The sequence below is a fragment of the Muricoccus radiodurans genome, assembly GCF_050154705.1.
Classification (GTDB): domain Bacteria; phylum Pseudomonadota; class Alphaproteobacteria; order Acetobacterales; family Acetobacteraceae; genus Roseomonas; species Roseomonas radiodurans.
The window spans coordinates 1,727,483-1,752,538 of record NZ_CP189561.1; the positions used below are offsets into that span (position 1 = coordinate 1,727,483).

General features: G+C 70.4%; 29 protein-coding genes. 16 read left to right on the plus strand and 13 right to left on the minus strand.

Annotated features, from left to right (window positions below; genetic code table 11):
- Positions 1-79 precede the first annotated feature (79 nt).
- Both ACP6CK_RS08565 and ACP6CK_RS08570 read left to right on the plus strand, forming a co-directional pair.
- Positions 80-319, plus strand: a complete 240-nt coding sequence (locus ACP6CK_RS08565; RefSeq protein ID WP_426958462.1) for a hypothetical protein — start codon at positions 80-82, stop codon at positions 317-319.
- A gap of 89 nt (positions 320-408) precedes the next feature.
- A complete protein-coding gene (locus ACP6CK_RS08570) occupies positions 409-1,581 on the plus strand; it encodes a 4-hydroxybenzoate 3-monooxygenase (protein WP_426958463.1) in 1,173 nt (390 codons plus the stop codon).
- Positions 1,582-1,591: 10 nt separating this feature from the next.
- On the opposite strand, the gene ACP6CK_RS08575 is transcribed toward ACP6CK_RS08570, so the two are convergent.
- From ACP6CK_RS08575 to ACP6CK_RS08595, 5 genes are all read right to left on the minus strand, one after another.
- Positions 1,592-2,584 carry a hypothetical protein gene (locus ACP6CK_RS08575; RefSeq protein WP_426958464.1) on the minus strand — a complete coding sequence of 331 codons (993 nt, stop codon included), beginning with the start codon at positions 2,582-2,584 and terminating at the stop codon, positions 1,592-1,594.
- Positions 2,585-2,644: 60 nt separating this feature from the next.
- Positions 2,645-2,827 (minus strand): hypothetical protein, encoded by a 183-nt coding sequence (locus ACP6CK_RS08580; RefSeq protein ID WP_426958465.1) that lies wholly within the window; start codon positions 2,825-2,827, stop codon positions 2,645-2,647.
- Positions 2,824-3,867 carry an EamA family transporter gene (locus ACP6CK_RS08585; protein WP_426958466.1) on the minus strand — a complete coding sequence of 348 codons (1,044 nt, stop codon included), beginning with the start codon at positions 3,865-3,867 and terminating at the stop codon, positions 2,824-2,826. The genes ACP6CK_RS08580 and ACP6CK_RS08585 overlap by 4 nt, the downstream gene beginning before the upstream one ends.
- A 4-nt stretch (positions 3,868-3,871) precedes the next feature.
- Entirely contained in the window at positions 3,872-4,717 is an 846-nt protein-coding gene (locus ACP6CK_RS08590) for a DUF6065 family protein (protein ID WP_426958467.1), read from the minus strand.
- 582 nt (positions 4,718-5,299) lie between these two features.
- On the minus strand, positions 5,300-5,521 hold the full coding sequence (locus ACP6CK_RS08595; protein ID WP_426958468.1) for a hypothetical protein: 222 nt from the start codon (positions 5,519-5,521) through the stop codon (positions 5,300-5,302).
- A 364-nt stretch (positions 5,522-5,885) separates the two neighbouring features.
- Here ACP6CK_RS08595 and ACP6CK_RS08600 point away from each other — a divergent pair, with 364 nt between their 5' ends.
- Positions 5,886-6,071, plus strand: coding sequence for a hypothetical protein (locus tag ACP6CK_RS08600; protein WP_426958469.1), 186 nt, complete (start codon positions 5,886-5,888; stop codon positions 6,069-6,071).
- Positions 6,072-6,148: 77 nt separating this feature from the next.
- On the opposite strand, the gene ACP6CK_RS08605 is transcribed toward ACP6CK_RS08600, so the two are convergent.
- On the minus strand, positions 6,149-7,117 hold the full coding sequence (locus ACP6CK_RS08605) for a Bug family tripartite tricarboxylate transporter substrate binding protein (RefSeq protein ID WP_426958470.1): 969 nt from the start codon (positions 7,115-7,117) through the stop codon (positions 6,149-6,151).
- A 107-nt stretch (positions 7,118-7,224) separates the two neighbouring features.
- Here ACP6CK_RS08605 and ACP6CK_RS08610 point away from each other — a divergent pair, with 107 nt between their 5' ends.
- From ACP6CK_RS08610 to ACP6CK_RS08620, 3 genes are read left to right on the plus strand one after another with little or no spacing between them, the layout of a single operon-like run.
- Positions 7,225-8,292: a WD40/YVTN/BNR-like repeat-containing protein gene (locus ACP6CK_RS08610; RefSeq protein ID WP_426958471.1), complete on the plus strand. Its 1,068-nt coding sequence runs from the start codon at positions 7,225-7,227 to the stop codon at positions 8,290-8,292.
- Entirely contained in the window at positions 8,289-8,882 is a 594-nt protein-coding gene (locus ACP6CK_RS08615; RefSeq protein WP_426958472.1) for a carboxymuconolactone decarboxylase family protein, read from the plus strand. Before ACP6CK_RS08610 ends, ACP6CK_RS08615 begins: the two co-directional genes overlap by 4 nt.
- 13 nt (positions 8,883-8,895) lie before the next feature.
- Positions 8,896-9,579: a maleate cis-trans isomerase family protein gene (locus ACP6CK_RS08620; protein ID WP_426958473.1), complete on the plus strand. Its 684-nt coding sequence runs from the start codon at positions 8,896-8,898 to the stop codon at positions 9,577-9,579.
- A gap of 4 nt (positions 9,580-9,583) precedes the next feature.
- Here the strand turns inward: ACP6CK_RS08620 and ACP6CK_RS08625 are convergent, their stop codons facing one another.
- Positions 9,584-10,006 (minus strand): globin family protein, encoded by a 423-nt coding sequence (locus ACP6CK_RS08625; protein ID WP_426958474.1) that lies wholly within the window; start codon positions 10,004-10,006, stop codon positions 9,584-9,586.
- Between the two features lie 84 nt (positions 10,007-10,090).
- On the minus strand, positions 10,091-10,705 hold the full coding sequence (locus tag ACP6CK_RS08630) for an NIPSNAP family protein (protein ID WP_426958475.1): 615 nt from the start codon (positions 10,703-10,705) through the stop codon (positions 10,091-10,093).
- A gap of 86 nt (positions 10,706-10,791) precedes the next feature.
- Here ACP6CK_RS08630 and ACP6CK_RS08635 point away from each other — a divergent pair, with 86 nt between their 5' ends.
- Both ACP6CK_RS08635 and ACP6CK_RS08640 read left to right on the plus strand, forming a co-directional pair.
- The gene (locus tag ACP6CK_RS08635; protein WP_426958476.1) at positions 10,792-11,754 is read left to right on the plus strand and encodes a tripartite tricarboxylate transporter substrate binding protein; all 963 of its coding nucleotides are present in this window, start codon (positions 10,792-10,794) and stop codon (positions 11,752-11,754) included.
- Positions 11,751-12,110 carry a cupin domain-containing protein gene (locus ACP6CK_RS08640; protein WP_426958477.1) on the plus strand — a complete coding sequence of 120 codons (360 nt, stop codon included), beginning with the start codon at positions 11,751-11,753 and terminating at the stop codon, positions 12,108-12,110. Before ACP6CK_RS08635 ends, ACP6CK_RS08640 begins: the two co-directional genes overlap by 4 nt.
- 4 nt (positions 12,111-12,114) lie before the next feature.
- Here ACP6CK_RS08640 and ACP6CK_RS08645 read toward each other — a convergent pair whose 3' ends face one another.
- A complete protein-coding gene (locus ACP6CK_RS08645) occupies positions 12,115-12,933 on the minus strand; it encodes an IclR family transcriptional regulator (protein ID WP_426958478.1) in 819 nt (272 codons plus the stop codon).
- Between the two features lie 113 nt (positions 12,934-13,046).
- On the opposite strand from ACP6CK_RS08645, the gene ACP6CK_RS08650 reads away from it, so the two are divergent.
- The 4 genes from ACP6CK_RS08650 to ACP6CK_RS08665 all read left to right on the plus strand — a co-directional run bounded on the left by ACP6CK_RS08650 (position 13,047) and on the right by ACP6CK_RS08665 (position 17,008).
- A complete protein-coding gene (locus ACP6CK_RS08650; RefSeq protein ID WP_426958479.1) occupies positions 13,047-14,021 on the plus strand; it encodes an ABC transporter substrate-binding protein in 975 nt (324 codons plus the stop codon).
- Positions 14,018-14,980, plus strand: a complete 963-nt coding sequence (locus tag ACP6CK_RS08655) for a tripartite tricarboxylate transporter substrate binding protein (protein WP_426958480.1) — start codon at positions 14,018-14,020, stop codon at positions 14,978-14,980. The genes ACP6CK_RS08650 and ACP6CK_RS08655 overlap by 4 nt, the downstream gene beginning before the upstream one ends.
- 10 nt (positions 14,981-14,990) lie before the next feature.
- Positions 14,991-15,863 (plus strand): amidohydrolase family protein, encoded by an 873-nt coding sequence (locus ACP6CK_RS08660; protein WP_426958481.1) that lies wholly within the window; start codon positions 14,991-14,993, stop codon positions 15,861-15,863.
- A 128-nt stretch (positions 15,864-15,991) separates the two neighbouring features.
- Complete coding sequence (locus tag ACP6CK_RS08665) at positions 15,992-17,008, plus strand: amino acid ABC transporter substrate-binding protein (RefSeq protein ID WP_426958482.1); 1,017 nt, start codon at positions 15,992-15,994, stop codon at positions 17,006-17,008.
- Between the two features lie 39 nt (positions 17,009-17,047).
- Here ACP6CK_RS08665 and ACP6CK_RS08670 read toward each other — a convergent pair whose 3' ends face one another.
- Both ACP6CK_RS08670 and ACP6CK_RS08675 read right to left on the minus strand, forming a co-directional pair.
- Positions 17,048-18,022: a Bug family tripartite tricarboxylate transporter substrate binding protein gene (locus ACP6CK_RS08670; protein ID WP_426958483.1), complete on the minus strand. Its 975-nt coding sequence runs from the start codon at positions 18,020-18,022 to the stop codon at positions 17,048-17,050.
- A gap of 29 nt (positions 18,023-18,051) precedes the next feature.
- Positions 18,052-18,975 (minus strand): DUF6282 family protein, encoded by a 924-nt coding sequence (locus tag ACP6CK_RS08675; RefSeq protein ID WP_426958484.1) that lies wholly within the window; start codon positions 18,973-18,975, stop codon positions 18,052-18,054.
- A gap of 236 nt (positions 18,976-19,211) precedes the next feature.
- Between ACP6CK_RS08675 and ACP6CK_RS08680 the strand changes: the two genes are divergently transcribed.
- Both ACP6CK_RS08680 and ACP6CK_RS08685 read left to right on the plus strand, forming a co-directional pair.
- Positions 19,212-20,273 carry a dihydroorotate dehydrogenase gene (locus tag ACP6CK_RS08680; RefSeq protein WP_426958485.1) on the plus strand — a complete coding sequence of 354 codons (1,062 nt, stop codon included), beginning with the start codon at positions 19,212-19,214 and terminating at the stop codon, positions 20,271-20,273.
- Entirely contained in the window at positions 20,273-21,094 is an 822-nt protein-coding gene (locus tag ACP6CK_RS08685) for an IclR family transcriptional regulator (RefSeq protein WP_426958486.1), read from the plus strand. The genes ACP6CK_RS08680 and ACP6CK_RS08685 overlap by 1 nt, the downstream gene beginning before the upstream one ends.
- 26 nt (positions 21,095-21,120) lie before the next feature.
- Here ACP6CK_RS08685 and ACP6CK_RS08690 read toward each other — a convergent pair whose 3' ends face one another.
- Both ACP6CK_RS08690 and ACP6CK_RS08695 read right to left on the minus strand, forming a co-directional pair.
- The gene (locus ACP6CK_RS08690; protein ID WP_426958487.1) at positions 21,121-21,894 is read right to left on the minus strand and encodes an SDR family NAD(P)-dependent oxidoreductase; all 774 of its coding nucleotides are present in this window, start codon (positions 21,892-21,894) and stop codon (positions 21,121-21,123) included.
- Positions 21,895-21,898: 4 nt separating this feature from the next.
- Positions 21,899-22,858: a DUF6282 family protein gene (locus tag ACP6CK_RS08695; RefSeq protein WP_426958488.1), complete on the minus strand. Its 960-nt coding sequence runs from the start codon at positions 22,856-22,858 to the stop codon at positions 21,899-21,901.
- 363 nt (positions 22,859-23,221) lie between these two features.
- Here ACP6CK_RS08695 and ACP6CK_RS08700 point away from each other — a divergent pair, with 363 nt between their 5' ends.
- A complete protein-coding gene (locus ACP6CK_RS08700; RefSeq protein WP_426958489.1) occupies positions 23,222-24,031 on the plus strand; it encodes an IclR family transcriptional regulator in 810 nt (269 codons plus the stop codon).
- A 95-nt stretch (positions 24,032-24,126) separates the two neighbouring features.
- The gene (locus ACP6CK_RS08705; RefSeq protein WP_426958490.1) at positions 24,127-25,029 is read left to right on the plus strand and encodes a hypothetical protein; all 903 of its coding nucleotides are present in this window, start codon (positions 24,127-24,129) and stop codon (positions 25,027-25,029) included.
- Positions 25,030-25,056: the final 27 nt, after the last annotated feature.

Genomic DNA, 25,056 nt, shown 5'->3' on the forward strand with positions numbered 1-25,056 from the left:
ACGCCCCCGATGAGGAACGAGATGCCGGGCCGCGGATGTCAGATCCCAAGAGGCAGGATTTCGGAGGGCGCCTCCCGGCATGCGGGGTGACGATTGGCGCACGCTGGTCGCCGCCGCCATTCGGAGGGCGCTGGAAGCCGGCCTGCGGGACGCGGCCGACCCGATGGCGTATCTGCACACGGCGCAGGACGAGCTGAGCACCCTCGGGGAGCGCCTGGGAGTGTCGGGCGACGAGGATGAGGAGCGCGAGGTCCAGATCATCGTCGTGAAGGAGGTCGCCCTCGCCGTCAGCGAGATGATGAACCGCCTGCGCCACTGAGCGCCTGCCCGGCCCCTTGAAGGCCGGGGGCCGATATCCGAGCCTCGGCGCCCGCATCGCGAGCGGGATGGACCGAGGAGCAGCGGCGCATGAGAACCCCCGTCGGGATCGTCGGAGCGGGGCCCGCCGGGCTGATGCTGTCCCATCTGCTGCACCGGCAGGGGATCGACTCCGTGATTGTCGAGACCCGCACGCGGGACGCGATCGAGGCCACCATCCGTGCCGGCGTGCTGGAGCAGGGCACGGTGGACCTGATGGTCGCTACCGGCGTCGGGGAGCGGCTGCAGCGCGAGGGCTTCCCCCACCACGGCTTCGAGTTGCGCGTGGATGGCGTGGGGCACCGGATCGACCTGCATGGATTGACCGGGGGGCGGCACGTCACCGTCTACCCGCAGCACGAGGTGCTGAAGGACCTGATCGCGGCGCGGCTGGCGGACGGGGCGCGGATCGTCTTCGGGGCGAGTGACGTGAGCCTGCACGACGTGGAAGCGGCTCCGAAAATCCGCTTCACGGACGCGGAGGGGCGATCGCAGGTCCTGGACTGCGACCTCGTGGCCGGTTGCGACGGGTCGCACGGGATCTGCCGCCAGGCCATCCCGGAGTCGGTCCGGCGGGAGTACCTCCGCATCTATCCCTTCGGTTGGTTCGGGATTCTCGCCGAGGCGCCGCCCTCGGCCGAGGAGCTGATCTACGCGCGGAGCGAGCGCGGCTTCGCGCTCATCAGCACCCGTTCCCCGACGGTGCAGCGCATGTACTTCCAGTGCGACCCGAACGACCGCGTGGACAACTGGTCCGACGACCGCATCTGGTCCGAGCTGCAGGCCCGGGTGAAGGGCGACGGCTTCGCGCTGCGAGAGGGGGCGATCTTCCAGAAGGGGATCATCCCCATGCGGTCCTTCGTCTGCGAGCCGATGCAGCACGGACGGCTCTTCATCGCCGGCGACGCGGCCCACACGGTGCCGCCGACCGGCGCCAAGGGGCTGAATCTGGCGGTGGCGGACGTGGTCGTGCTGGCGCGGGCAGTGGCAGACCTGATCCAGCGTAACGACGCCGCCGGGGTAGAGGCCTATTCGGCCACGGCGGTCCGCCGGGTCTGGCGGGCGCAGCACTTCTCCTGGTGGTTCACCGCGATGATGCACCGCTTCGACGAGGTCGGCCCGTTCGACGCGCGCCGGCAGCGGGCGGAGCTGGACATGATCCTGCAATCGCCCACGGCCGCGCGGCTCCTCGCCGAGAACTATGTGGGACAGCCGCTGACCTGACGCCGCGCGATCACGCGTGGCCGTGGCGCCAGCCGGCGGCCGCCCGCGGATCGGGAAAGCCGGCAAGCTGGAGCATGGCGGCCGCGACGAGACCTCCGGGCAGGGTGCGCGTCCGGGGTGGGAAGTCGAAAGCGGGCAGGCCATCCCTGGTCCGCTCGATCCAGGCGGACTCCTTCTGCCGACCGCGAGCGGGCCCGGAGTCCACCAGATGGGCCGCGAGGCCCCCCGGGGTGAAGCGCTCGCCGCCCGGCAGGATGAGGTCATCCAGGGCATAGGGGGCTTCCGGCGGCGGAGCCGCCTCGATCCGCAGCACCCGGCCATCCGCCGGCGCCCGGCGCGTGACCCGCAGCACCTCCGCCGTCACGTCCCGGCCGTCGGACGCGACGACGGGAAGCACGGGCAGGCGAAGGCAGGGGTTGGGCGACACCGCGCCGGGGCCGTTCCGGACCGCGCGGCGGATCGCATGCACCGCCCCCCGCAGAGTGTTCCAGACATTCAGGGGATTGTACGCCCCGCGGGGAAAGGCGAGCGCGTAGTCACCCGACGGCGCGCGGGTAAAGACGTCCTCCGTCCAGAAGAGGTCCTCGGATCCGATATCCGTCCGATTGAGCAGGCCGCGGTAGAGACCGGGAATGGTCTCCGGTTCCCTCTCGGCCAGCGCCGTCCAGTCCTCCAGCCGCTCGCAGGTGTAGGTCACGCGGGAGAGGCGGCCACCGACGCGATGGGCGTGCCACTCGCAGGGGCCGTCCTGCTGGCGGAGATGGATGGGGAGCCGGACATGCGCCGAACCGCGCCGGCCATACAGGCAGCCGAGCTCCAGCGTCTCCGCGGCGAGATACGCGAGAGCCTCCGCGGACGCCCGCGGCGCGGATGGCAGCGCCGGCGGGGCAGTGGAAGCCCTGCGCTCAGCGACCCGCGCCCGTGCCTGAGCGCCGGCCAGGCGCCGCGCTGTCCAACCGGCCTCGGCGGTTCGCGCCGCTGTTCCCATTCGTCGTGTCCGCATCCCGATCGCCTCGCGGAGTGTTCGCCTCCATCGCCGGGACCGCCCCGGCGACGCACCGCCTCACGCGGCCGGCTTGTCCGGCGATCGCGCCTCCAGCAGCGCGTCGCGGACGGCGGAGAGCACGGAGGCCGCGACCAGCAGCCCGGAGTTCTGCGCCTCCTCCGCCAGATGAAGCACGGCCTGGGCGAGGCGGCTGGGCCCCTCTGGTCCGTTCAGGATCATCGGTCCGTCATGCTGGGTCATTGCGCTCCGGCTCCCGCCGTCATGGCCGCCTTCCCTCCCGGCGCCGGAGGCGCGGGCGAGGGAGACAGTCCGAATCGAAGTCCCAGTCGGCACAGGGCGCGCCGCCAGGGGATGGCCCGCCGCACGGCACCGCCATGCGGCGCGAGGGACAGGGCGGCGCCCACCACCATCGCGCCCATCGCGGCCAGCTCCGCCAGCAGCGGGACCTCGCCGAGGACCAGCAGCCCGAGCACGGCCGCCACGACGGGCACGAGCGCGAGGCTGAGGGTCGCGGCGGCCGCGCCGAGAAGGGCGACAACGCGGTTCACGGTGACGAGCGCGACGGCGCCGACCAACACGCCCTGGAACAGTGCCTGGGTCGCGAGTCCCGCCGAGCAGAGCGCCACGATGCCGTCCAGCCCGCCGGTCCAGAGCAGTGCCAGGGTGGCCCCGAAGCCGGAGAAGACGGCGACGAAGGCCGCTCCCTGCCAGGAGGTGAGGCCGGATCGCCGGAGCCGCACGAAGTACCCCGCGCCCATCAGGGCGGCGAGGATGAAGAGGGCATGGCCCGCCACCGCCTTCCCACCCCCGACGATGTGGGCCGTGGCCAGCGCCGCACCGCCGAGCGCCACGATCGCCGCGCCGCCGATCGCGCGCCTGCTCGGGCGCTCGCCCAGCGCGGCCTGCAGGAGAAGGGTGAAGACGGGAAGCAGCCCGAGGGTCAGGGCCGAGGCATGGGCGGCCGGCGCGTAGCGCAGCCCCTCTCCGATCAGCATCGCGAGGGGGGCGCCCTGCAGGATGGACAGGACGAGTCCCTCTCTCCAGGCGCGCGCATCCAGGCCGCGGCAGAGGATCGGCAGGAGGGGGAGGAAGAGGAGGCCGGAGATCGCGTAGCGCAGCGTCGTGAGCTGCAGGGGGCTGAGCGCCTGACGGGTGATGCCGAGGCGCATCATGACCGGCCAGGCCGCCACGATCAGGACCGTGACCGTCGCCGCGGTGAGGCCCCGCAGGACCGCCCGGCGCCTTCTGGCGACCGGCAGGGCTTCGGCGGGGCCGGTCACCGCGTCAGCCCTCCGGGGCGGGGGGCGCATCGTCCCCCTCGCGCTTGCGGCGCTGGCGCACCCGCACGGCATAGGCCCCGCGACGGCGTTCCGGGTCCACGTTCGGCCGGACCACCGTGGAGCGGAAATCCGCCCAATCCTCGGGCGCGAGGTCCTCGACACCGTCGGCGATCTCGAAATTCTCGAGCAGGGTGTTGGCCAGGGTGGAGCGGTGGACGGGCTGCACCTGAAGCAGCGGCCACTTCGCCTGGAAGATCACGGGCACGCCGATCTGCGTGAGCCGCACGTTGGAGAAGAGCGGACCGAACCAGCGATCCGTCTCCACGATGCCCTCGTAGAGGTCGTAGCCGTGGGATCGCGGCATGTTCGCGGGCGGGCGGACAAGAAGGTTCCAGCCAGGCGCGGTGCGCGCCACGATGCCGGTCCAGATCTGCACGATCCCGGGTTCCGGGAAATTCGCGAGAAAAGCGGGCGAGAAGCCCTTCGCCTCGTCCGGTGCGGATGCGTTGAATTGGTCCGCGAAATTCGGGAACTGCGCGGCGGTGAGCTGATACCAGCCCTCGGCGCCGTCATAGGTCCACTGCACGTCGGTGCCGCCGTCCCAGACGAGCTTGAAATCCATCGGAGGGTAGAGGTACCAGCCGAGGCTCGACGCAGTGCACAGTGCCTCGCAGTGGCGGAAGGCGCGGGTGGGAAGAATGCCCTTGGCGGCGCGATCCGCGCGCTCCGGCGGTGGGGCACCGGGAAACAGATTGTGAAACCGCACCAGGGGCTGGCTGGCGGCGGGCTGCTGGCCCGGACCTGACGCCGTCGTGCTGCGGGTGTCGTCGGGAGCTAGGTCGCTGGGCAAGGATGATCTCATGATCCCGGGACCTGTCCCGCTGGATCCGGCGGGCGGAATAGCCCGTCGGCCTCGGGCTGGCACGGACGCCTCGCTGGCGTCCGTCCAGCCACGGGCACGCTCAGTAGGACTTCTGGAAGCCGCCCAGGTGGACGCGACCGGCGTCAGCCACGGAAGCCGGGGTGGTGCGGACGGGGACGGGAAGCTTGGTCATGTTGTCGCCTTTCCTTCTCATCGGAGACCGGGCTTTTCCGGTCATCCGCGATAGGGGGAGCGGACCACGCCAGCGTCAAAGGGGCGTGAGAAAGTCGTGAAACAGACGGTAATTCGGGCTGCGCGGCAAATTCCCTTGGCAATTCCCGAAGCACGGCGAGACATCATCGCCGAACGAATGCCCGGCTATGTCTGAATTACGTCGGATCGTCTCGGAAAGCTGCCCCGTGTGCGCGAATGGACGCGCGTGACTTGCTCAGCCGCGAAAGCCGGGCAGTCACGTCCTGCTCCGGTGTCCGAACCTGTCGATCGGAAATGACGTCCGGCGAGACGTCCTGCCCGCGAAGAGCGCCGGTCGCGCTCGCCGCTTCCTCGCGATCAGCCGCCCGGCGACCAGAATCCCGTGTCGTCGCGGTCGCGGCTTTCCGCGCCGCGTGAGCTGCCGGCCCCCTGAATGGGCCAACCATGCAGGACGGCGAGCAGCTCCATAAGCAGCGCCTCCGCCACTTCGAGATGCTGCTGGCTTGCGTGGAGAGCCAGATCTTCGACGATCCGCAGGGTGTGGTCGCCGGGGTCTCTAACCGGCGGAGCCGGGGCCATCGTTACCTCCAACATCATTCGTTGGGTGGTTCCGCAGGGCACGCTGCCCGGGGACAGGCCGGACGTCGACCCCTTCCCGAGTGCCCCACCATGGGAACCGCACCATGCTAGACATGGCGTCCTTATCGCCGGATGCATCCCTTTCGGCAATAAACGAAGCCATGCCCGGTGCGAGACTCCGCCGTGTTGACGCTGGCAGGCCACAGCGCAGACGGGTATAGCGGCGATCTGCCCGTTGCGGCGCCGGGCTGTTCAGGCGAACCCGACGGGCGAGGGAGTTGAATCGGGGTTCATGGCACCGAGCAGGCGTGTCGTTCCGGTCCGGAGAGCGTCCGGGCCGCTTTGGCAACGACTGGACCGTGCCGTGGACCAAGCCATCGACCAAATCCTGACCGAAGCCCCCCTGGAGCAGCGGGCCGAGCGGCTGCGGCAGCTCCGGGAGGAGCTGGAGAAGGTGCTGGGGCGCGTGGAGGACGGGCCGGTCGTGGGCGGCATCAACCTGCGCGCCCATCTCGGTGCAACCTTTCGCGCGAGATTGTCCGGCCGGTAGGGGTCACCGCGCCGGGCGCTGTAGGCCCGTATTCGTAAACCGAGGATGAACGGCCGGCGGCGATCCGCCGTCGACGGCTACTCCGGCCGAACGCCTGCACTGCGGATGACACGGCCCCACTTCATCGTCTCCGACCGAATGAAGGCGCCGAAGGCTTCCGGCGTGCTGCCGACGGCCTCCACGCCGAGTGCGGCGAAGCGCTCCCGGATGTCGGGCAGGGTCATCACGCCGGCGATCTCGGCCTGGAGGCGTTGGACAATCGCTGCCGGGGTGCCGGCGCGAACGAGCATCCCGTAGGCGTTCACCACCTCGAAGCCCGGCACCGTCTCGGCCGTGGGGGGAAGTCCGCCAAAGAGTTCCATGCGGGTCGGACCGGTGGTGGCGAGGGCACGGACCCGGCCACTCTCGATGTGCGGCTGACCGATGGCGAGCACGTCGAACAGAATCTGCACCTGCCCGGCGATCAGGTCGTTCAGCGCCGGCGCGCTGCCGCGATAGGGGACGTGGCTGATACGTGTGCCGGCAAGCATGTTCATCAGCTCCCCGGACAGATGCGGCAGGCCGCCATTGCCCGACGAGCAGAAGTTCAGCGCGCCCGGCCGCGCCTTCGCGAGCGCGATCAGCTCAGGGAAGCTCTGCGCGGGGACGGACGGGTTGATCATGAGAAGGAAGGGAAGCGACGCGACCTGCGTCAGCGGCGCCAAGTCGCGCTCGATGTCGAAGCCGGGGTTCGCGTAGAGGACCGGGTTCACGGCGAAATTGCCGGTGGTGCCGAAGAGCATGCTGTGGCCGTCCGGCTCGGACTGCGCCACGGCCTGGGTCGCGATCAGGCCGTTCGCGCCGGGGCGGTTCTCCACCACGAAGGGCTGGCCGAAGCGCTCGGCCAGCTTCGGCGCCATGAGGCGGGCGACGATGTCGATGCCGCCGCCCGGCGGGAAGCCGATGACGATGCGCACGGGACGGTTCGGGAAAGCGGGCTGTGCGAGCGCCGCCCGCACGAGCGTCGGTGCGGCGAGCAGGCCCAGGCAGGCGCGGCGGTTCAGCATCGTTTCTCTCCCGGATGTGCCTGACGCGTCGCGCGCCTTGACAATAATCCTCACATGGTGGGATTGCTTGCGCCGGACGGTCAAGCACGAACAGGGCGGAGACGGCGATGGATGGGGTGCCCAGCGGCCGGCAGGTGCAGGTCTATGCCGGGACGGCCGGGCATTCGGCCTGGTTCAGCGAGGACCTGGGCGAGACCTGGCTGCATCCGAACAGCCATTCCGGCATGTATCTGGAGGCACGGGTCTGGAACTTCGCCTCGCACCCCCGGGCGCCGGAGCGCCTCTTCGCCGGCACCGACATGGGGTTGTTCCGCTGGGACGAGGTTTCCGCGCGCTGGACCCCCCTGCCCTCTCCGATGGAGGATGTCTGGGCGTTGGCCGTGGACCCGGCCGATCCGGACGTGATCCTCGCCGGCACGCGGCCTGCCTCCTTCTGGCGCTCGACCGATGCGGGCGCCACCTGGACGAAGCTCGACGCGCCGGGGCTGAGCCAGTTTTCCGAAGTCAACATGGGACCGACCCGGGTCACGCAGATCCTGTTCGATCCGGTGGTGGCCGACACGGTCTGGGCGACCGTGGAGATCGGCAGCATCTATCGCAGCACCGATCGCGGCCTGACCTGGGAGAGGAAGGACGCCGGCCTTGTCTCTGCCGATCTGCACGGCGTCTGCGTGATCGCAACCGGGGGTGGACAGCGCGCGCTGCTCGCGACCACGAATCGCGGGCTGCACCGCAGCGAGGATGGCGGCGAGAGCTGGGTGCTGCAGGAACTGCCCTCGCCCTGGCCCTACACGCGCGGCGTGACGGTGCGGGCCGATGATCCGTCGATCGTCTTCCTGGCGAACGGCAATGGGCCGCCGGGCAATGACGGGAAGCTGCTGCGCAGCCGCGACCACGGGAGGACATGGGAGGATGTCGGCCTGCCGGGAGAGCTGAACTCCTCGGTCTGGGCAGTGGCAACCGACGCGGCCGATCCGATGCTGCTCTTCACCTACACGAATCTCGGGCAGGTGTTCCGCAGCACCGACGGCGGGGAGAGCTGGGTACGGCTGCCGCACGAGTTCGGGGAGCTCCGCGCGATGACCTGGCGCGCCCTGCCGACGGGCATCCGGAAGGCGGAGCACTCTGTCACGCGCCGCGCCGTGAAGGCGCGCGAACTGGCTGCCGCGTCGTGAGCGAGCAACGCTTCCCGCCCATCGCGGCGGAGGACATGAACGAGGCGCAGCGCGCGCTCGCGCAGACCATCGCCTCCGGCCCACGCGGCGGCGTGCGGGGGCCGTTCCTGGCGCTGATGCACCATCCCGTGCTGGCGGACCGGCTGCAGGCGCTGGGCGAGCATCTGCGCTACGGCACGGGGATGCCGGATCCGCTCGTGGAGCTGGCGATCATCGTGACGGCGCGCCACTGGGGCTGCCAGTACGAATGGGTCGCGCATGAGCGGCTGGCCCGGAAGGCCGGGCTGGATCCCGCGATCATCGATGCCGTGGCGAAGGGCGAGGTGCCATCCGCCATGTCCGAGGACGAGGCGACGGTGCACGCCTTCTGCCGCGAGGCGCTGGAGCAGGGCGAGCCCTCCGCCGCGCGCTACGACGCGGCGGTGGCGCGCTTCGGGCGTACGGGCGTGCTCGATCTGCTGGCGCTCTGTGGCTATTATGGACTGTTGGCAACGGTGTTGAACACGGCGAACCCGCCCTTGCCGGACGGCATCGCGCCGCCGCTCGGCGCCTTGCCCCATCGTCCCGGCCTGCCGCGCCGGCAGCTGTGATAGGAGACGCGCGATGAGCAAGCCGCTGAAGGTCGGGCTGATGGTGCCGGCCAACAACACGACGATGGAGGGCGAGCTTCTCGCCTGGCTGCCGGCGGGCTCCACCTGCCGCACGATCAAGATCCCCCGCGGCGCCGGCATGCTGACCCGGGAGACGATGCCGGCCTATCGCGACAACGCGCTGCGGTTGGCGGAGGGGTTCCGGGAGGATGGGCTCGACGTGCTCGCCTATGGCTGCACGGCGGCGGGCTTCATCTCCGGGCCGCAGGGCGACGCGGAGCTCTCGGCGGCGCTGTCGGGGATGCTCGGCGTCCCGGTCGTGACCACGGCGCGCGGCATGGTGCGGGCGCTGCAGTCGGACGGGGCGCGGGAGATCGCGGTGGTCACGCCGTATCTGGACCCGGTGAACCGGCAGCTGGAGGACTTCCTGGCCGATGGCGGCATCCGCGTGCGCCGCCTGGACAGCTTCCGCGCGCCCGATACGGACACGCTGGGCCGCATCACGGCGGATCAGGTGCGCGAGCTCGCGCTGAAGACCATGGGCCGGGATTGCGACGCGCTGTTCATCGGATGCTCCCAGCTGCCGACGCACGCGATCCTGGACGGGCTGGCCGCGCATTTCGGCAAGCCGGCCTGGTCCTCGATCAAGGCGACGGCTTGGGACGCGCAGCGCGTGACGACGCCGGTTCCGGCCTGAAGGATCAGGCGGCGCCGGGTGTCCGGGCCGCCTCGATCATCACGTTCGACAGAAGCGTGTAGGCGGCGGCCCAGGCGGATTCGACCTCCGGCGTGAAGGCCTCGCCCAGGCCCTGGCCCAACGTCCAGAGGAGGGCGGCGCCGACCGTGCCGTACTGCGCCTCGGTGACGCCGTAGCCAACATGGCGGCGGGCCAGCGACTGGGCGGCGGGGAGGATGGTCTCCGGGCGCGTCAGGCCCGTGACGACGAAGCCGATCGTCGCCATGAGCTTGCGCCCCTGCTCTGTCAGGTCGGTCGAGGTGAAGAGCGGACGCGTGCTCGGATCCGTCTCGAAGAGGCGGTCGTAGAAAAGTTTCGCCGCGACGTCCCGGATCGGGAAGACGTTCCGGAAGCTCTCCTGGACGAGGGTGATCTGCTCGGGGGTCATAGGCCGGTCCTGGGCTGCGGGGCCGGGAAAGACAGGCAAAGTTCCCTCCGCGCAATTCCGCACCGGGTCGCGTCGGTCGCGCGCCTACCGGAGCGGCGAGTGCGGCGCCGCAAGCATGAGGCTCGTCTCGACCTCCTCGACCAGCGCGGACCAGCGCGCGAGTGGTGAATCGCCGCCGTGCCAGGATCGGGCGAAGCGGGCGCGGGCGTCGGGATAGGCGACGATCTGCACCACCTCGTTGATCGGGCCGGCGAAGGTGCTCCAGACGCCGACGGTGGTGCTCCCGTCCCCGGCAGAGGTCGTGGCGACGGCGTCCGCAAGCTCCGCCGTGCGGCCGACCACGGCGCGGATGATGCGGCACTCGTACAGGTTCGCCACATCCGGCGGCGGGGTCAGCGGCAGGACCACGTCCATCAGCCGCACGATCTGGCGCTGCATCAGCGGGCGCACGCCGGCCAGGTACTGTTCCCGCCAGGCCGGGATGTCCTGCAGCGTGGCGCGCACCGCCTGGCGGGATGCGACGCTCTCGTGCCGCCAGAGGTTGAACACGCTGTTGGCGGCGCCGACCTCGCCGGCCCAGAAGCCCAGAAGGGTGCCGTGGCGGTCGCCGCGGATGGGCACCGCCACCTTCTCTGCGAGTTCGAGGTAGCGGGCCATGCCGCCGGCGCGCAGCGTGTAGATCCGCAGCTCGTCCACCATGACGATCCCTCGCTTGCCTCTAGGCTTTATCCCGTCATGCGGGATAAGTTGACGTACGTCCAGTGACAGAAGAGCGGGAGGATGCGATGCGCCGGAGATCCCTGATGCTGGGGGTGGCGGGGGCGGCCGCGGCGGCACTGCCAGCGCGGGCCGCCTTCCCCGAACGTCCGATCCGGGTCGTCGTGCCCTATGGCCCCGGCGGCATCACCGACATCGCGGCGCGGATCGTGGCGCCCCGGCTGGGCGAGGAGCTCGGCGCCACCTGCTTCGTCGAGAACCGGGCCGGCGGCGCGGGGATGATCGGCTTCAATGCGGCGGCGCGCTCGGCGCCGGACGGCTACACGATCGTTCTCGCCACGACGGCGCTCGCGGCCAATCCCGTGCTGTTCCGCACGATCCCCTATGACGCGCGCACGGATTTCGCGCCGATCAGCCTCATGGGCGTGGTGCCCACGGTGCTGGTGGTGCCGCCGAACGGGCCGGCGACGCTGGCGGAGTTCGTGGCACGGGCGAAGGCCCAGCCGGGGCGGCTGAACTTCGGCTCGGCGGGAAATGGCAGCGGCAATCACCTCTCGGCGGAGCTGTTCAACGCGGCGGCGGGCATCCAGGCCGTTCATGTGCCGTATCGCGGCGGCGGGCAGGTGATGACGGACCTTGTCAGCGGCCAGCTCTCCTACGTGCTGGCGGTGCTGCCCACCGCCTATCCCTTCATCACATCGGGCCAGCTGCGGGCCCTGGCGGTGACGGGCACGCATCGCAGCACCGCGGTCCCCGAAGTTCCGACCGTCGCCGAGGCGCTGGTCCCGGGCTTCGAGATGTATGAGTGGCTCGGCCTCTTCGCGCCGGCGGGAACGCCACCGGAGCTGATCGGGGCGCTGAACGCGGCGGTGCTGCGGGCGGTGCGACGGCCGGAGATCGACGCGCGCCTGCGCGACATCGGCGTCGAGACGGTGGCGGGCAGTCCGGAGGACTTGCGCATCCACCTGGACCGCGAGCTGAACCGTTGGGCCGAGCTGGCGCGGCAGGTGCGCTTCGAGGTGGCGGATTGAGCGCCGCGCCGCGCCCGCGGGAACTCGCCGAGTTCCTGTGGGAGGAGTCGCCGGGGCATTTCGGGGGCGCGCTGTCGAAGGTGTTGGTCAGCGCCGGGGCGGATGGATCGCGCGTTCTGGATTACCGCATTTCCAGCTACGCGCCGAAGGCCCATGTCCAGACGCATCTGCACGAGGCGAAGGAGCAGATCTACCACTTCCTCGAAGGCGAAGGGCTGCTGGAGTTGGACGGAGTGCGGCACGTCGTGCGCGCGAACAGCCTCATCTACATCCGGCCCGGGCTGTCCCATGCCCTGCACAACACGGGGCTGGACCGCCTCGTCTTCCTCGTCGTCACCGCGCCGGTGCCGCGCTGATCCCCTATCCCACGGCGCGCGCGGGCAGCGCGGTGCCGGGCTGCTGGCGCGCGATGCGGTCGGAGACCTCCGCCGCCGCGGCCATCACCTTGCCGGCCAGGGCGGGGCGCAGCTTCGGTCCCATGTGGCGTGCCTCCGCGGCGAGGCCGAGGCTGCCGAGCACGCCGCCCTCCGCGTTGAAGAGCGGGGCCGCGATGCCGACGATGTCGGGCAGGAACTCCGAGGTGGTGATGCAGTGGCGCGCGTCCCGGATCTCCCGGAGGGTGCGGCGGAAGCTGTCCCAGTCGCCGCCGAGGCCGGCGGCCGCGATCGCCGCCCCCTGGCGCGCGAAGAGGGCGCGCAGCTGATGCGCCGGAAGATGCGCGAGGATCACCTTCGACGCCGCGCCGGAAAAGAGCGAGCGCCGCTGGCCCCGGCTGAACAGGGCCGGCGCGCCGGGCGCGGGTGCGTCCCCCACGCACATCACGGCGCCGCTGAACAGCACGCAGAGAAGGCCGCTGTGACCCGTCTCCTGCGCCAGTCGGCGCATCGGCGGCACGCCGGCGACGGTGACGGGATCGCAGAGCCGCATGGTGCGGTCCATCTCGATGATCCGCGGGCCGAGCATGTAGGAGCCGTTGGCGACGGGCGTCAGCAGGCCGGAGGCCTGCAGCGACTTGATGTAGCGATAGCAGGTGGAGCGAGACGTGCCGGACTGGCGGATCAGCTCCTCAGTGGACCAGACGGGCGATTCCACGGTGAAGACATCGAGGAGGGACAGCATGCGCTCTAGGCTGCTCGCCTCGCGCGCGGCGCGCGGCGGCTTCGGAGAATGTCCCATCATGCTGGACAGTTTTTCATGCTCTCGGTAGGGTTGTCACCACGGGGAGACGCGGTGGATCACGGCACGACCATAGCGCCGAACGGCGCCGGGCGCTGCCTCATGTCGGAGGCGGCATGAGCGTGCAAGGTCGCCTGACCGTTCTCTCGGCCGCGGAACGGCCCTATTGCGAGGGGCTGATCGATCTGTTCCGGCAGGCCCATCCCGGGATCGAGCTGGACTTCGTCTTCGGCATCAGCACCGAGTTGCACCGGCGCTACCTCGCGGAGGTCGCGGCGGGCGGGGCGACCTGCGACCTGATCTGGAGTTCCGCGATGGACCTCCAGATGGAACTCGTGCTGACGGGCCACGCCCAGCCGCACGGGGTGGAGGCGGACTGGCTGGCGGCCTCCGCCCGCTACCGCGACCTCGCCCTCTCGACCACGCTGGAGCCGCTCTTCACCCTCGTCCGCCGCGATGCCATGCCCGGCCTGGTCCAGGCCGGCACGCCGGGCGAGGTGGCGGAGCTGCTCGGAGGCGACCTGGCATCCTTCCGCGGCCGGGTGGCCTGCCTCGACATCGAGCGGAACGGGCTCGGCTTCCTCGCCTTCCTCTGGGCGCAGCAGCAGGAGCCGGGCTTCGACCGCTTCCTGGAGGCGCTGGCCGCTTGCCGTCCGCGCACGGTCGGTTCGGCGCCGGCGTTGGTCGAATCGCTGGAGACGGGCGGCGCGGTGCTGTCGCTGCACCTGCTCGGCTCCTATGCGCGAAGGGCCTCCGCGGCGCTTCCCGGCGTGCTGGGCATCGCGCCCTCGGCCGCGCCGCCCTTCGGCGTGTCGCGCATCGCCTTCATCCCGCGCGGCGCGGCGAACCCGGAGGCGGCGCGGCTGTTCCTGGCGACGATGATGTCGCCCGAGGGGCAGACCGCGCTCGGTGCGGCCGGGCTCTTCCCGATCCGCAGCGCGCGCCGTGCGGCCGACGGGCGCGGCCCACGCCTGGACGAGGGCTTCGAGCGGCTGATCGACCCCGCGGCGCGGGAACGCCTGCTGCGCCGCTGGCGCGCGGCCCTCGGCCGCGAGGCCCCGTCCCCTTCCCCATCGGAGACCCCGCGATGAAGCGCCGTCCTCTTCTTCTCGCCGCGCTCCTTGCCGCGGCGCGGCCTGCGCTGGCGCAGACGGGTTGGCCGAACCGGCCGCTCCGGATCATCGTCCCCTTCGCGCCCGGCTCCTTCACCGACACGGGCGCGCGGCTGCTGGGCGTGGAGCTGACCGACATCCTCGGGCAGCAAGTGGTGGTGGAGAACCGCGGCGGCGCGGGCGGAACCATCGGCGCGACCGCCGTGGTCCGGTCCCCGCCGGACGGGTACACGCTGCTGCTGACGGACAACTCTCTGGCCATGTCGGTCGGGCTCTATCCGAACCTGCCCTATGACCCGCTGAGGGACCTGGCGCAGGTCAGCCGGATCGCGGACTCGCCCTCCATCCTCCTCGCGCGGCCGGGGCTCGGGGTGAAGACGGTGGCGGAGCTGGTGAACCTCGCGAAGGCGAAGCCGGGGGAGGTCACCTTCGGATCGGGCGGCCAGGGCTCCTCCGCGCATCTCGCGACGGAACAGCTGATGTCGGTCGCCGGCATCCGGATGCAGCATATTCCCTTCCGCGGCGTGGCCGCCGCGCAGGCGGAGGTGATCGCGGAGCGCGTGGACGTCGTCATCTCCTCCATCGCCAGCGGCGTTCCGCATGTGCGGCAGGGAACGCTGACCGGGCTGGCTGTCAGCGGGCCGCACCGGAGCGAGCAGCTGCCGGACATCCCCACCTTCATCGAGGCGGGATTCCCCGGCTACGACATGAGCTACTGGTTCGGCGTCGCGGCGCCGGCGGCGACGCCGCCGGAGATCGTGACGCGGCTCAGCCAGGCCATCGCGGAGGCGGCGCGCCGGCCGCGGCTGCGGGACGCCTACGCCGCGCAGTCGGCCGAGGCCGTTTCCTCCACGCCGGAGGAGATGCGGGCGCATGTGGCGCGCGAGATCGAGACCTGGCGCACGCTGATCCAGCGCGTGGGCGTGCGGGCGGAATAGGAGTCTTCCCTTGTCCCATCATCGTGACGCGGAGCCCGCCTTCCGGGCGCCGCCCTTGTCCTGCGATGCCCATTTCCACGTCTTCGGGGAGGAGGAGCGCTATCCCTACGCCTCCCCGGAGCCGCTGCGCTACAAGCCGCCCCACGCGCCGCTGTCCGACTACCTGGACCTCGCGGGCGTACTGGGGATCGAGCGCTTCGTCTTCGTGCAGCCCAGCGCCTATGGCCGGGACAATTCCTGCATGCTGGACGCGATGCGGGAGATGGGGACCGCCCGCTGCCGCGGCATCGTGGACGTGGACGAGGACGCGCCGGACGCGCTGCTCGCGGAGATGGACAAGCTCGGCGTGCGGGGGGTGCGGGTCAACTTCTCCCCGGTGAAGCCGCGGGAGGCCGGCACGAAGGACGCGGTGATGGGCCGCATCCGCACGCTGGAGGCGCGCTGCGCCGAGATCGGCTGGCACCTGGACTTCCTGACGCCGGGCTGGCTCACGGAGGAGCTGATCCCGACACTGACCTCGTTGAAGGTGCCCTTCTCTATCGCGCATATGGGCATGTTCCTGGCCAAGGACGGGCCGGAGCAGCCGGGCTTCCGCAAGCTGCTGGACGTGCTGAAGGGCGGCACGGTCCAGGGTTACGCGAAATTCACGGGCACCTACCGCATGGCGACGGCGCCGGACTTCGCGGATGCGGCGCCGATGGCGAAGGCGGTGATCGCGGCGGCGCCGGACCGGATCCTCTGGGGCAGCGACTATCCGCACCTGTCCTTCGCTCATGCCGTCGGGTCGGTCGCGCTGTTCAACCTGCTGGCGGACTGGGCCCCGGACGAGGCGACGCGGCGGAAGATCCTGGTGGACAACCCCGTCGCGCTCTTCGGCTTCTAACCCCGTTTACACCCGGTGGCGCATGGACGGCGCCGGGCGAGGTCTGGCACCGTGAAGCGCCGCCCGAAGGCGGCACGCCAGACGAACCCGCGCCGGCACAGAAGACCGCGCGGAAGGGGGAAACGATCATGCGAGGTTTCATCGGGGCGGCGCTCGGCGCCGCCCTTGCCTGGGCCGTTCCGGCCGCGGCGCAGCCGGCGGCGGACACGGTCGCGGCCATACGGGCGCGCGGATCGCTGGTCTGCGCGGTGGCGCCCGCCAGCGCCGGCTTCGCGCTGCCGGACGCGCGCGGCGCCTATGCCGGGCTGGACGTGGACATGTGCCGCGCCGTGGCGGCGGCGGTCCTGGGGGATGCCAGCAAGGTCCGCTACGTGCCGGCAACGCCGCAGCAGCGCTTCACGCTGCTGCAGAGCGGCGAGGTCGACATCCTCGCCCGCACGACCACCTGGACCCTCGGACGGGAGGCGACGCTCGGCCTCGCCTTCGCCGGCGTCAATTTCTACGACGGGCAGGGCTTCATGGTCCGGGCCTCGTCCGGCGTGACCTCCGCGCGGGGGCTGGATGGGGCAACCATCTGCATGCCTCCGGGCACCACGACGGAGCTGAACGCGGCCGACTATTTCCGGTCCAACAACATGCGCTTCACGCCCGTGCTGATCGACAACACGGAAGAGCTGCGCCAAGCCTTCGTGTCCGGGCGATGCGACGTCTACTCGACGGACGCCTCCACCCTCGCCTCCTTCCGCTCCACGCAGGGCGCGAACGCCGCGCAATTCGTGCTGCTGCCCGAGATCATCTCGAAGGAGCCGCTGGGGCCGATGGTGCGGAAAGGCGACTGGAAATTCTTCGACATCGTGCGCTGGTCGCTCTTCGCCATGCTGACGGCGGAGGAGCTGGGGATCACCAGTGTGAACATCGCGACCTTCGAGAGCAGCGCGAATCCCGACGTGCAACGCTTCCTTGGGCGCACCGGCGACTTGGGGCGGCAGATGGGCGTGAACAACGACTGGGCCGCGCAGATCGTCCGGCAGGTCGGGAATTTCGGCGAGAGCTGGGAGCGCAACATCACCCCGCTGGGGGTGCCGCGGGGGATCAACAATCTCTGGACCCGCGGCGGGCTGCACTACGCACCGCCGATGCGCTGACGGCGCCGGCCCGCCGTGACGGCGGGCCGGACCTCTTCCCTACTGCTTCGGGATGTTCGCGCCCTCGATAACGGCGCTCCATCGGGTGTTCTCCTCGCGGAGGTAGGTACCGAACTCGGCGGGCGTGGTGGTCGCCGGGGCGACGCCGAGTTCCAGCAGTCGCTGGCGAACGTCGGGCAGCGCCACGGCGCGGACCATCGCGTCGTTGATCCGCTCCACGATCGGGGCGGGTGTGTTCGCCGGGGCGGCGATGCCGTTCCAGGAGGCGACGACGTATTCCGGCAGGCCGGATTCGCGGACGGTCGGCACGTCGGGGAAGCTCGGGAAGCGCTCGGCGGAGCAGAAGGCGAGGATCCGGAGCCGCCCGCCTTGCACCTGGGACAGGAGCGGCGCGAGGATCTCGCTGGCCAAATGCACGTCACCCGTCGCGGTCGCGTTGATGAGGTCGGGCGTGGCGCGATACGGCACGACCGTCATGTCCAGCCCGGACATGCTCCGGAGGAGCTCCGCCCCCAGGTGCTGCGCGTTGCCGACGGAGATGGAGCCGAGATTGATCTTGCCCGGTTCCGCGCGTGCCGCGGCGAAGACGTCCTGCAGGGTGCGGAAGGGCGAGTTGGCCGCGGTGACGAAGACGTGGTCGAAGCTCGTCATCCGGCCGACCGGGGTGAAGTCCGTCATCACGTTGTAGGGCAGCGCGCGGTAGAGCGAACTGGCAAGGGTGTTCGTCGTGGTGATCAGAAGGAGCGTGTGCCCGTCCGGCGCGGCGCGCGTCACCTGCTCGGCGGAGACAATGCCGCCGGCGCCAGGGCGGTTGTCGATCACGATGGGCTGGCCCAGGATCTCCGACATCTTCGGGGCGACGATGCGAGCCGTGAGGTCACCGACGCCGCCGGCCGCGAAGCCGACGACCATGCGGATCGGGCGGTTCGGGAAGGTGCCGCCGCGCTGGGCGAGCGCGGGCATGGCCAGGGCGCTGCCCGCCCCCGCCAGGAGGGTGCGACGCGAGAGCTGCATGACGTTTCCCCTTGTTCGTTTCTGTTCTGTCAGGCGGTGCCGAGGCTGAGGAGCCGGGCGGCGTTGGCCGAGACCATCTGGCGGACCGCGGCCTCCCCATGGCCGAGGTCCAGCAGCATCGCGATGATCTGCCGAAAGCCCTCGACCGGCGTGGGATTACCGGTCTGGCCGAGGTCGGAGCCGAAGAAGGTGTTCTCCACTCCGGCGGCGTCGATCACTTGGCGCAGGTGCTCCGCGTCGAACTGGGTGAAGGTGGAGGGAATGAACATGCAGATGGAGTGCTCCATCAGCACGCCCATTCGCGCGAGCTGGCCGATGCCCTGGAAGGAGACCTCGTTGACGTAGGTCGGGTGATTCAGGAAGAGCCGCTTCACGCCGCGGCGCCTCGCCTCCTCGTAGAAGGGGAAGAGCTCGCTCTCGTGGTGATGGCCGCCGGACACCGCCGCATCGGATTGTGCGATCAGGTCGAGGATCTGCTTCACCTCGTCCCGCACGGTGCCGGCATCGTCCGTGAGCGTGAGGGGGATCGCCTCGACGGTCTTGCGGCTGTTCACAGGGAACTTGTTCTTGAACGTCGCATCCTTCTTGTCGTGCTCGATGTGGTTGCGGGCATGGGCGGTCGCCATCCACACCACGCGCGCGCCTTGCTTCAGCGCGTAGTCCACCGCGCTGGGGTTCAGGCCGCCGACGGGATTGTTCAGGACGATGGCGCCGATCGCCTGGCAGCCCGCCGCGTGGTGGGTGTTGATCAGCGTCGCGATCGGCATGGTGGGGTAGTAGTGGTCCTTCAGAAGGACCGCCTTCATCCCAGCGTCGGCGGCCTGCTGGACGACCTGGATGTGGTCCACGGCGCGCGGCATGAGCGAAGGGCCGGGATGAGTATGCAGGTCCACCGCGCCCTGCATCAGGCGGGTAACCATGGACTCGCGGTCGGCGCCCGGGGTGCTCGACATGCCGTCTCCTCTCCAGCGGCGGTTCTGTTTCCGCCACGCGAACGCCGTTTCATCGACCATATCCGGTCTTCCTGGCCGTATCAAGGGCGATCAGCCCTGCGTAGCGCACCCATTCCGTATCACACGACACTTGACACAGCTCCGGCCAGCTTCGCATTTTCGGAAACGCCGTTCATCGTAGCGAGCGTTGAGCGTGGCCGGCTTGTGGCACGCGGGACAGGGATGGAAGCCGGGACATGGCGACGGACACCACCACGCGGATCGGCCAGACGACGCTGAAGAACCCGATCATCGCCGGCCCGGCCGAGCACCTGATCGAGGCGGCGGGCATCCGCAACGCCATTCGCAGCGGGGTCGGCGCCGTGGCCATCAAATCCGCCAACGAGGTGGACGCGGCGAAGGACCAGCTGGAACGGTCAGAATACACGCTCTTCGACGAGCACTGGCGGCCGATCCCCTGGAACCCCCAGGCGCCGCGGGCCGCGACGCTCGCCTGCCGTTCCGGCATGTCACCCCTGCCCTTCGAGCCCTGGCTGGACCAGGCCGTCCGCATGGACAGGGAGGCGCGGGACCATGACTGCCTGCTGATCCCGAGCCTCATCCTCGGCGAGATCGGGCCGGCGGTGGAGATGGCGCGGCAGGTCGAGCAGGCCGGGCTGCGCGTGCTGGAGTTCAACGTCGGCGTCCCCTATGGCAGCCAGACGAAGAAGGGGAACGTGGCGACGGAGCTCTCCCCGGACCGCCTGGGCGGCTTCGTGGCGGCAATGCGCGCGGCCGTCTCCATCCCCGTCTGGGTGAAAACCACGGGGCAGAGCGAGCGCGTGCCGCAACTGGCCGGCTCGGCCTTCGACAACGGGGCGGATGCGGTGATCATGGCCGGGCGGCTGCTCGGCTTCGTGCCGGATGTGGAGACGCTGGCACCGGTCTTCGGCACCAGCCTGGGCATCGGCGGGTTCTGGAACCTGCCGATCACCTGCCAATGGCTGGCGATGACGCGCAAGGCGATCGGGCCGGACAAGCCGCTGATCGGGATCAACGGGGCGCAGACCGGGCTGGACGTGGCGCGGATGATGCTCGCGGGCGCCTCCGCGGTGGAGATCGCCTCGCCCGTCATGGTGTACGGCTTCGAGCTGCTGCAGCGGGCGGTCGCGGAGTTCTCCGAATATCTCGACCGCAAGGGGCTGGCGGCGCGCGACCTGATCGGCGTGGCCGGCGACCAGCACAAGACCTTCATGCAGGTGGACCGCCGCCCAGGCAACTGGCGGAACTACGTTCCCGCCGACGCGCTGGGCACCTGATGCCCGAGGAGGATCGCGCCGACACCGGCGTCCGCTCCGTCCAGGTGGCGCTGGGCATCATCGAGATGCTCGCGGCCTCTGAGGCGGAGATGGGCGTGACCGAGATCGCGAGCCGGATGGGACTGACGAAGGGTGCGGTGTTCCGCCATCTCGCGACACTGGTGGAGCGCGGCTACATCGTGCAGGACCCGGCGAGTTCCCGCTATGGCTGGGGACCGCGGCTCTATCTGCTGAGCCGCATGGGATCGGCGCGGCACGACCTGCTGTCGCTGTCCGAGGAGCCGATGCGCTGGCTTCGCGACGAGCTGGACCAGACGGTGGTGCTGTCGGCGGCGACGGCGCGGAGCGTCGTCGTGCTCTCCACCATGCCGTCCAACCGTCCCGTCGAGATCGGCGTGCGGCCGGGGAGCGAGCTGTCGCTCAACGCCTCGGCGCAGGGGAAGGTGGCGCTGGCCTTCGGGCCGGCGGCCCTGCGGGAGCGGTTGATCGCGGGGGAGCTGCCGCGCTTCACCGAGCGCACGATCACCGAGATCGGGCCGCTGGACCGCGAGGTGCAGGAGGTCCGGCGGCAGGGCTGGGCCTCGGCGCCGGGGGAGGTGGAGTTCGGGATCAACGCCATCGCCGTTCCCGTGCTGTCGCCGGGTGGGGAGCTGGTGGCGACCCTGGCCATCCTGGGGTCCATGGGCTCCGTCGGCGCGGCCCCGACGGAGGCGCAGCGGGAGGCGTTGCAGGCGGCCAGCCGTCGCATCACGGGGAAGCTCGCCCCGGCGCCGATCCCGGCCGATCCCGCTCGCCGTGCAGGACCACGCGCGCGCCGCTGACGGGCGGGGCGCGCCGCGCAACGCCGTCAGAGGTGCTTGCCGGAATCCACCAGGATCGTGGTCCCGGTCGTCAGCCGGAGATGCGTGACCGCCGCCAGGACGGCGAGCGCGACATCGTCGGCCTCGGTGATCCGGCGCAGCGGGGCCGACGCGGCCTGCCGCACCACAGCGTCCTTGCTGCGGCCCGGCACGAAGTCGGTGTTCACGCCGGCCGGGGAGACGCCGATGATCCGGATTTCCGGTCCCAGCACGCGCGCCAGCGACATGGCCATGGTGTCCAGCCCCGCCTTGGAGGCGCAGTAGGCGATGCTGCTGCCAAGGCCATTCTGCGCCGAGAGCGAGGAGATGTTGACGATCACGGCATCCCCGCCCGTGCGGAGAAGCGGCGCGAAGGCGCGGATGGTGGAGAAGGGACCGCGAACATTGGTGATCAGGATGCGGTCGAAGGTCGCGTCATCCAGCGACTCCAGATCGCCATGCGGCACCGCTCGTGTGGTGGCGGCGGAGTTCACCAGGATGTCCGCCCGGCCGAACCGTTCCTGCACGGCCGCTGCGGCGTCGCGGATCGCCGCGCTGTCCTCCATCGGCATGCGCAGCGCGAGGTGGCCCTGGCCCGGCAGCTCCCCGACCAGTGCGGCGGCCCGGTCGGCACCGGCATTATAGCCGACGATGACCGTCGCACCCGCCTCCGCCATGCGGCGCACGGTGGCGGCGCCGATGCCGCTGCTGCCCCCCGTGACCACCGCCACCTTGCCACTCAGGCCATAGGGGCCGCGGCCGCCAGGGAGCGCCTCGCTCATCGGGTCAGGCCGCCTTCGCGCCGGGGGCGGCGTTCTCGTTCAGGCCGGACAGGGTGATGGCATTGGTGCTGACCATCTTGCGGATGTCCTCCTTCGAGTAGCCGAGGGCGACGAGGACACGCACGATCTGGCGGAAGCCCTCCACCGGCGTCGGCGCGTTGATCTGACCGAGGTCGGAGCCGAAGAAAGTCTTGTCCACCGACGCGGCCTTGATGCACTCCATGAGATGCTCCGAGGTCCGGCACTGCATGCGGTTCGGGATGAACATGCAGATGGAGTGCTCGAGATAGACGCCCATCCCGGCGAGCTCCGTGATGTCGGCCATGGTGGCGCCGATCGTGTAGGTCGGGTGGTTCACCAGCAGGCGCTTCACGCCGCGGCGCTTGGCCTCGTCGAAGAGGGTCCAGACCTCGCTGATGTGCAGGTGACCCGCGGACATGATCACGTCGTACTCGGCGATCATATCCAGGATCTGCTTCACCGGATCGATGACGTCACCGCGCGGGTCCAGCGGCGTCAGCGCGACCTGCTTCAGCATCTTGCCCTTGGTGGGCAGCAGGTTCTTCCGCGCGCCCTCCCGGATGTGGTTCGCGGCCGACACGGTGGGCATCCACACGATCCGCGCACCCTGCTTCAGCGCAGGCTCGAGCGCGAACGGGTTGAACCCGCCGGCCGAGTTGTTCAGGCAGATCGCGCCGAGCGGCTGTGCGACGGAATCCGGATAGCGCGCGCGGAAGGTCTCCGCGAAGGGGCTGGTGTCGTAGTAGTGGTCCTTGAACAGCACGGCGCGCATCCCGGCGGCGGAGGCGTCCTCCATCGCCTGACGGTGGTCGAGCTGCCGCGGCATGACGGAGGGGCCGCTGTGGCAGTGCAGGTCCACGGCGCCGCGCATCAGCTCGGCGACGACCGCCTCGTCCACGCCGGACAGGTCCGGAAACGTCGGGTCCACGAAACCTTCGGGCATGGATGCGCCCTCCTCTCGCTGGTCAGGGATGGGTTGAGCGAGCCGGCGGCCGCACAGGCCGCGTGCGGGCTCGCGACGCGTCAGCCAGGATGTCCCGCCGCTTGCACGGCACGGGAGAAACCAGCCGCCCGTCTTCCGACAAGCGGCCGCTCGGTCGTGAGAAAGGGTAGCCTCGCGGATGCGCGGACAAAGCGCAGGTGATGACTGCCTTCTCCACCTCGATGGTGCCGCGCATGGACGCATCTCCCGCAGCGTCTGTCACGATAGTCGGAACGACGTTGTTTCTATCGAACTTCTGTGCTGGATTGCCGCGGATTGTCAAGCGCCCGCACGCGTCCGGCCCTTGCCTGCCCGGGAGGTCACATGCCGCGCATCGAAGGTCCCTCGATGGGAGAGGGCGTCCAGGCAGTGGGGCTCGCACTCCGCATCCTGGAGTACCTGGCCGACCAGGGCAGCGTGGGCGTGACGGCGCTCGCCCAGGCGCTGGGCACGTCCAAGAGCCGGATCCACCGGCATCTGCGGACGCTGATGGAGCTCGGCTACGTCGTGCAATCGCCGGAGAGCGAGAAGTACCGCGTCGGCGCGCGGCTGGTGACCCTCGGGCGCCGCGTGGCGGAGCATTTCGACATGGCCGCGCTGGCGCGCGGCATTATGCGGGACCTGCGGGACACGCTGGGCCATTCCGTCGTGCTGTCGCAGGTGGATCCGGAGGGCGCGCGCGTGCTGGCGACAGTCTTCGGTTCCTCGGACATCGAGATCGGCGTCCGGTCCGGCTCCCTGTTGAAGGCGCATTGCACGGCGCAGGGAAAGGTGGTCCTCGCATTCAGCGACGCGGCCCGGCAGGAGGCCGTGCTGCGCGCGCCGATGGAGCGGCGGACGCCCTACACGATCAGCGATCCCGGCGCGCTGGAGGCGGAGTTCCGGCGCATCCGTGCCCAGGGCTGGGGCGGCTCGCCGAACGAGACGCTGCTCGGCACCAACGCGATCGCGGCGCCGGTCTTCGGCGTGGGCGGGGAGCTGCTGGGTGCGCTCGCGATCATCGACTCCATCCAGTTCGTGCCGGAGCAGCCCTCGAAACGGCAGGTGGACGCCGTCATGGACGCGGCGCGGCGTCTCTCTGCCGCGATCGGCTACGCGGGCGATGCCGTTCCACATCCCGAGCCCGTCGCTTGACATCCCGGCGGCCCTGCCGCCAGGGTATGCCACAACAGAACCCTGTCCTGTTGATCGGAACAAGCGGACAGACCCAGTGAGAGGGAGAAGCGCGCATGTACACGAAGGATGATCCGCGCTCGCAGCTTGCGCCGGCCGCGACGACGTCGTCGGTCCCCGCCCCCACGGCCTTCGCGGCGGCGGATTACCTGCGCTTCCACGACATGCCGCCGCAGGAGACCGGGCCGGGCCTGCAGTCCTGGTATGGCCGCGGGCAGAACTTCCTGATCGCCTATTCCCGCGCCGAAGCAGGCGCCGTCCTGGCCCGCGAGGCCCAGGAGGACGAGTACTGCGTGATCCTCCCGGACGCGGCGTCCCGCGTGGAGGTGACGGCGCGCGGCGAGACGAAGACGGTGGCGGGCAATTCCCTCATCATCGTTCCGCCCGGCCCGAGCAGCATCAAGGTGCTGGCGGCCGGGCAGGTCGTGCGGCTCGTCACCACCAAGGCGGCCGACCTGGCGGCCAAGTGCGTGAACGCCGACCACTACAAGGAAGCACACCCGAACATCCCGCCCTTCCAGCCCTGGCCGGAGCCGCCCTCCGGCTACAAGATCCGCTCCTACAGCCTCGACGTCGCGCCGGAGCCCGGGCGCTTCGGGCGGATCTGGCGCTGCACCACCTTCATGGTGAATTACCTCGACCGCCGCGGCGTGCGGGACGCGTCCGCCGTGTCGCCGCACTACCACGACGACTTCGAGCAGTGCTCGCTCTGCCTGGAGGGCGAGTACGAGCACCATCTCCGCTGGCCCTGGACGACGAACAAGAACATGTGGCGCGACGACGACCACGAGAGGGTCGGCGCGCCCTCCGTCACGATCATCCCGCCGCCGTCGATCCACACCTCGGTCAGCCTGAACCCCGCGGGCAACCAGCTGGTGGACATCTTCTCGCCGCCGCGGGTCGACTTCTCGAACAAGAAGGGCTGGGTGCTGAACGCCGACGAGTACCCGATGCCCTGATGCGCCTTCCCGCCGACCCGGAATAGG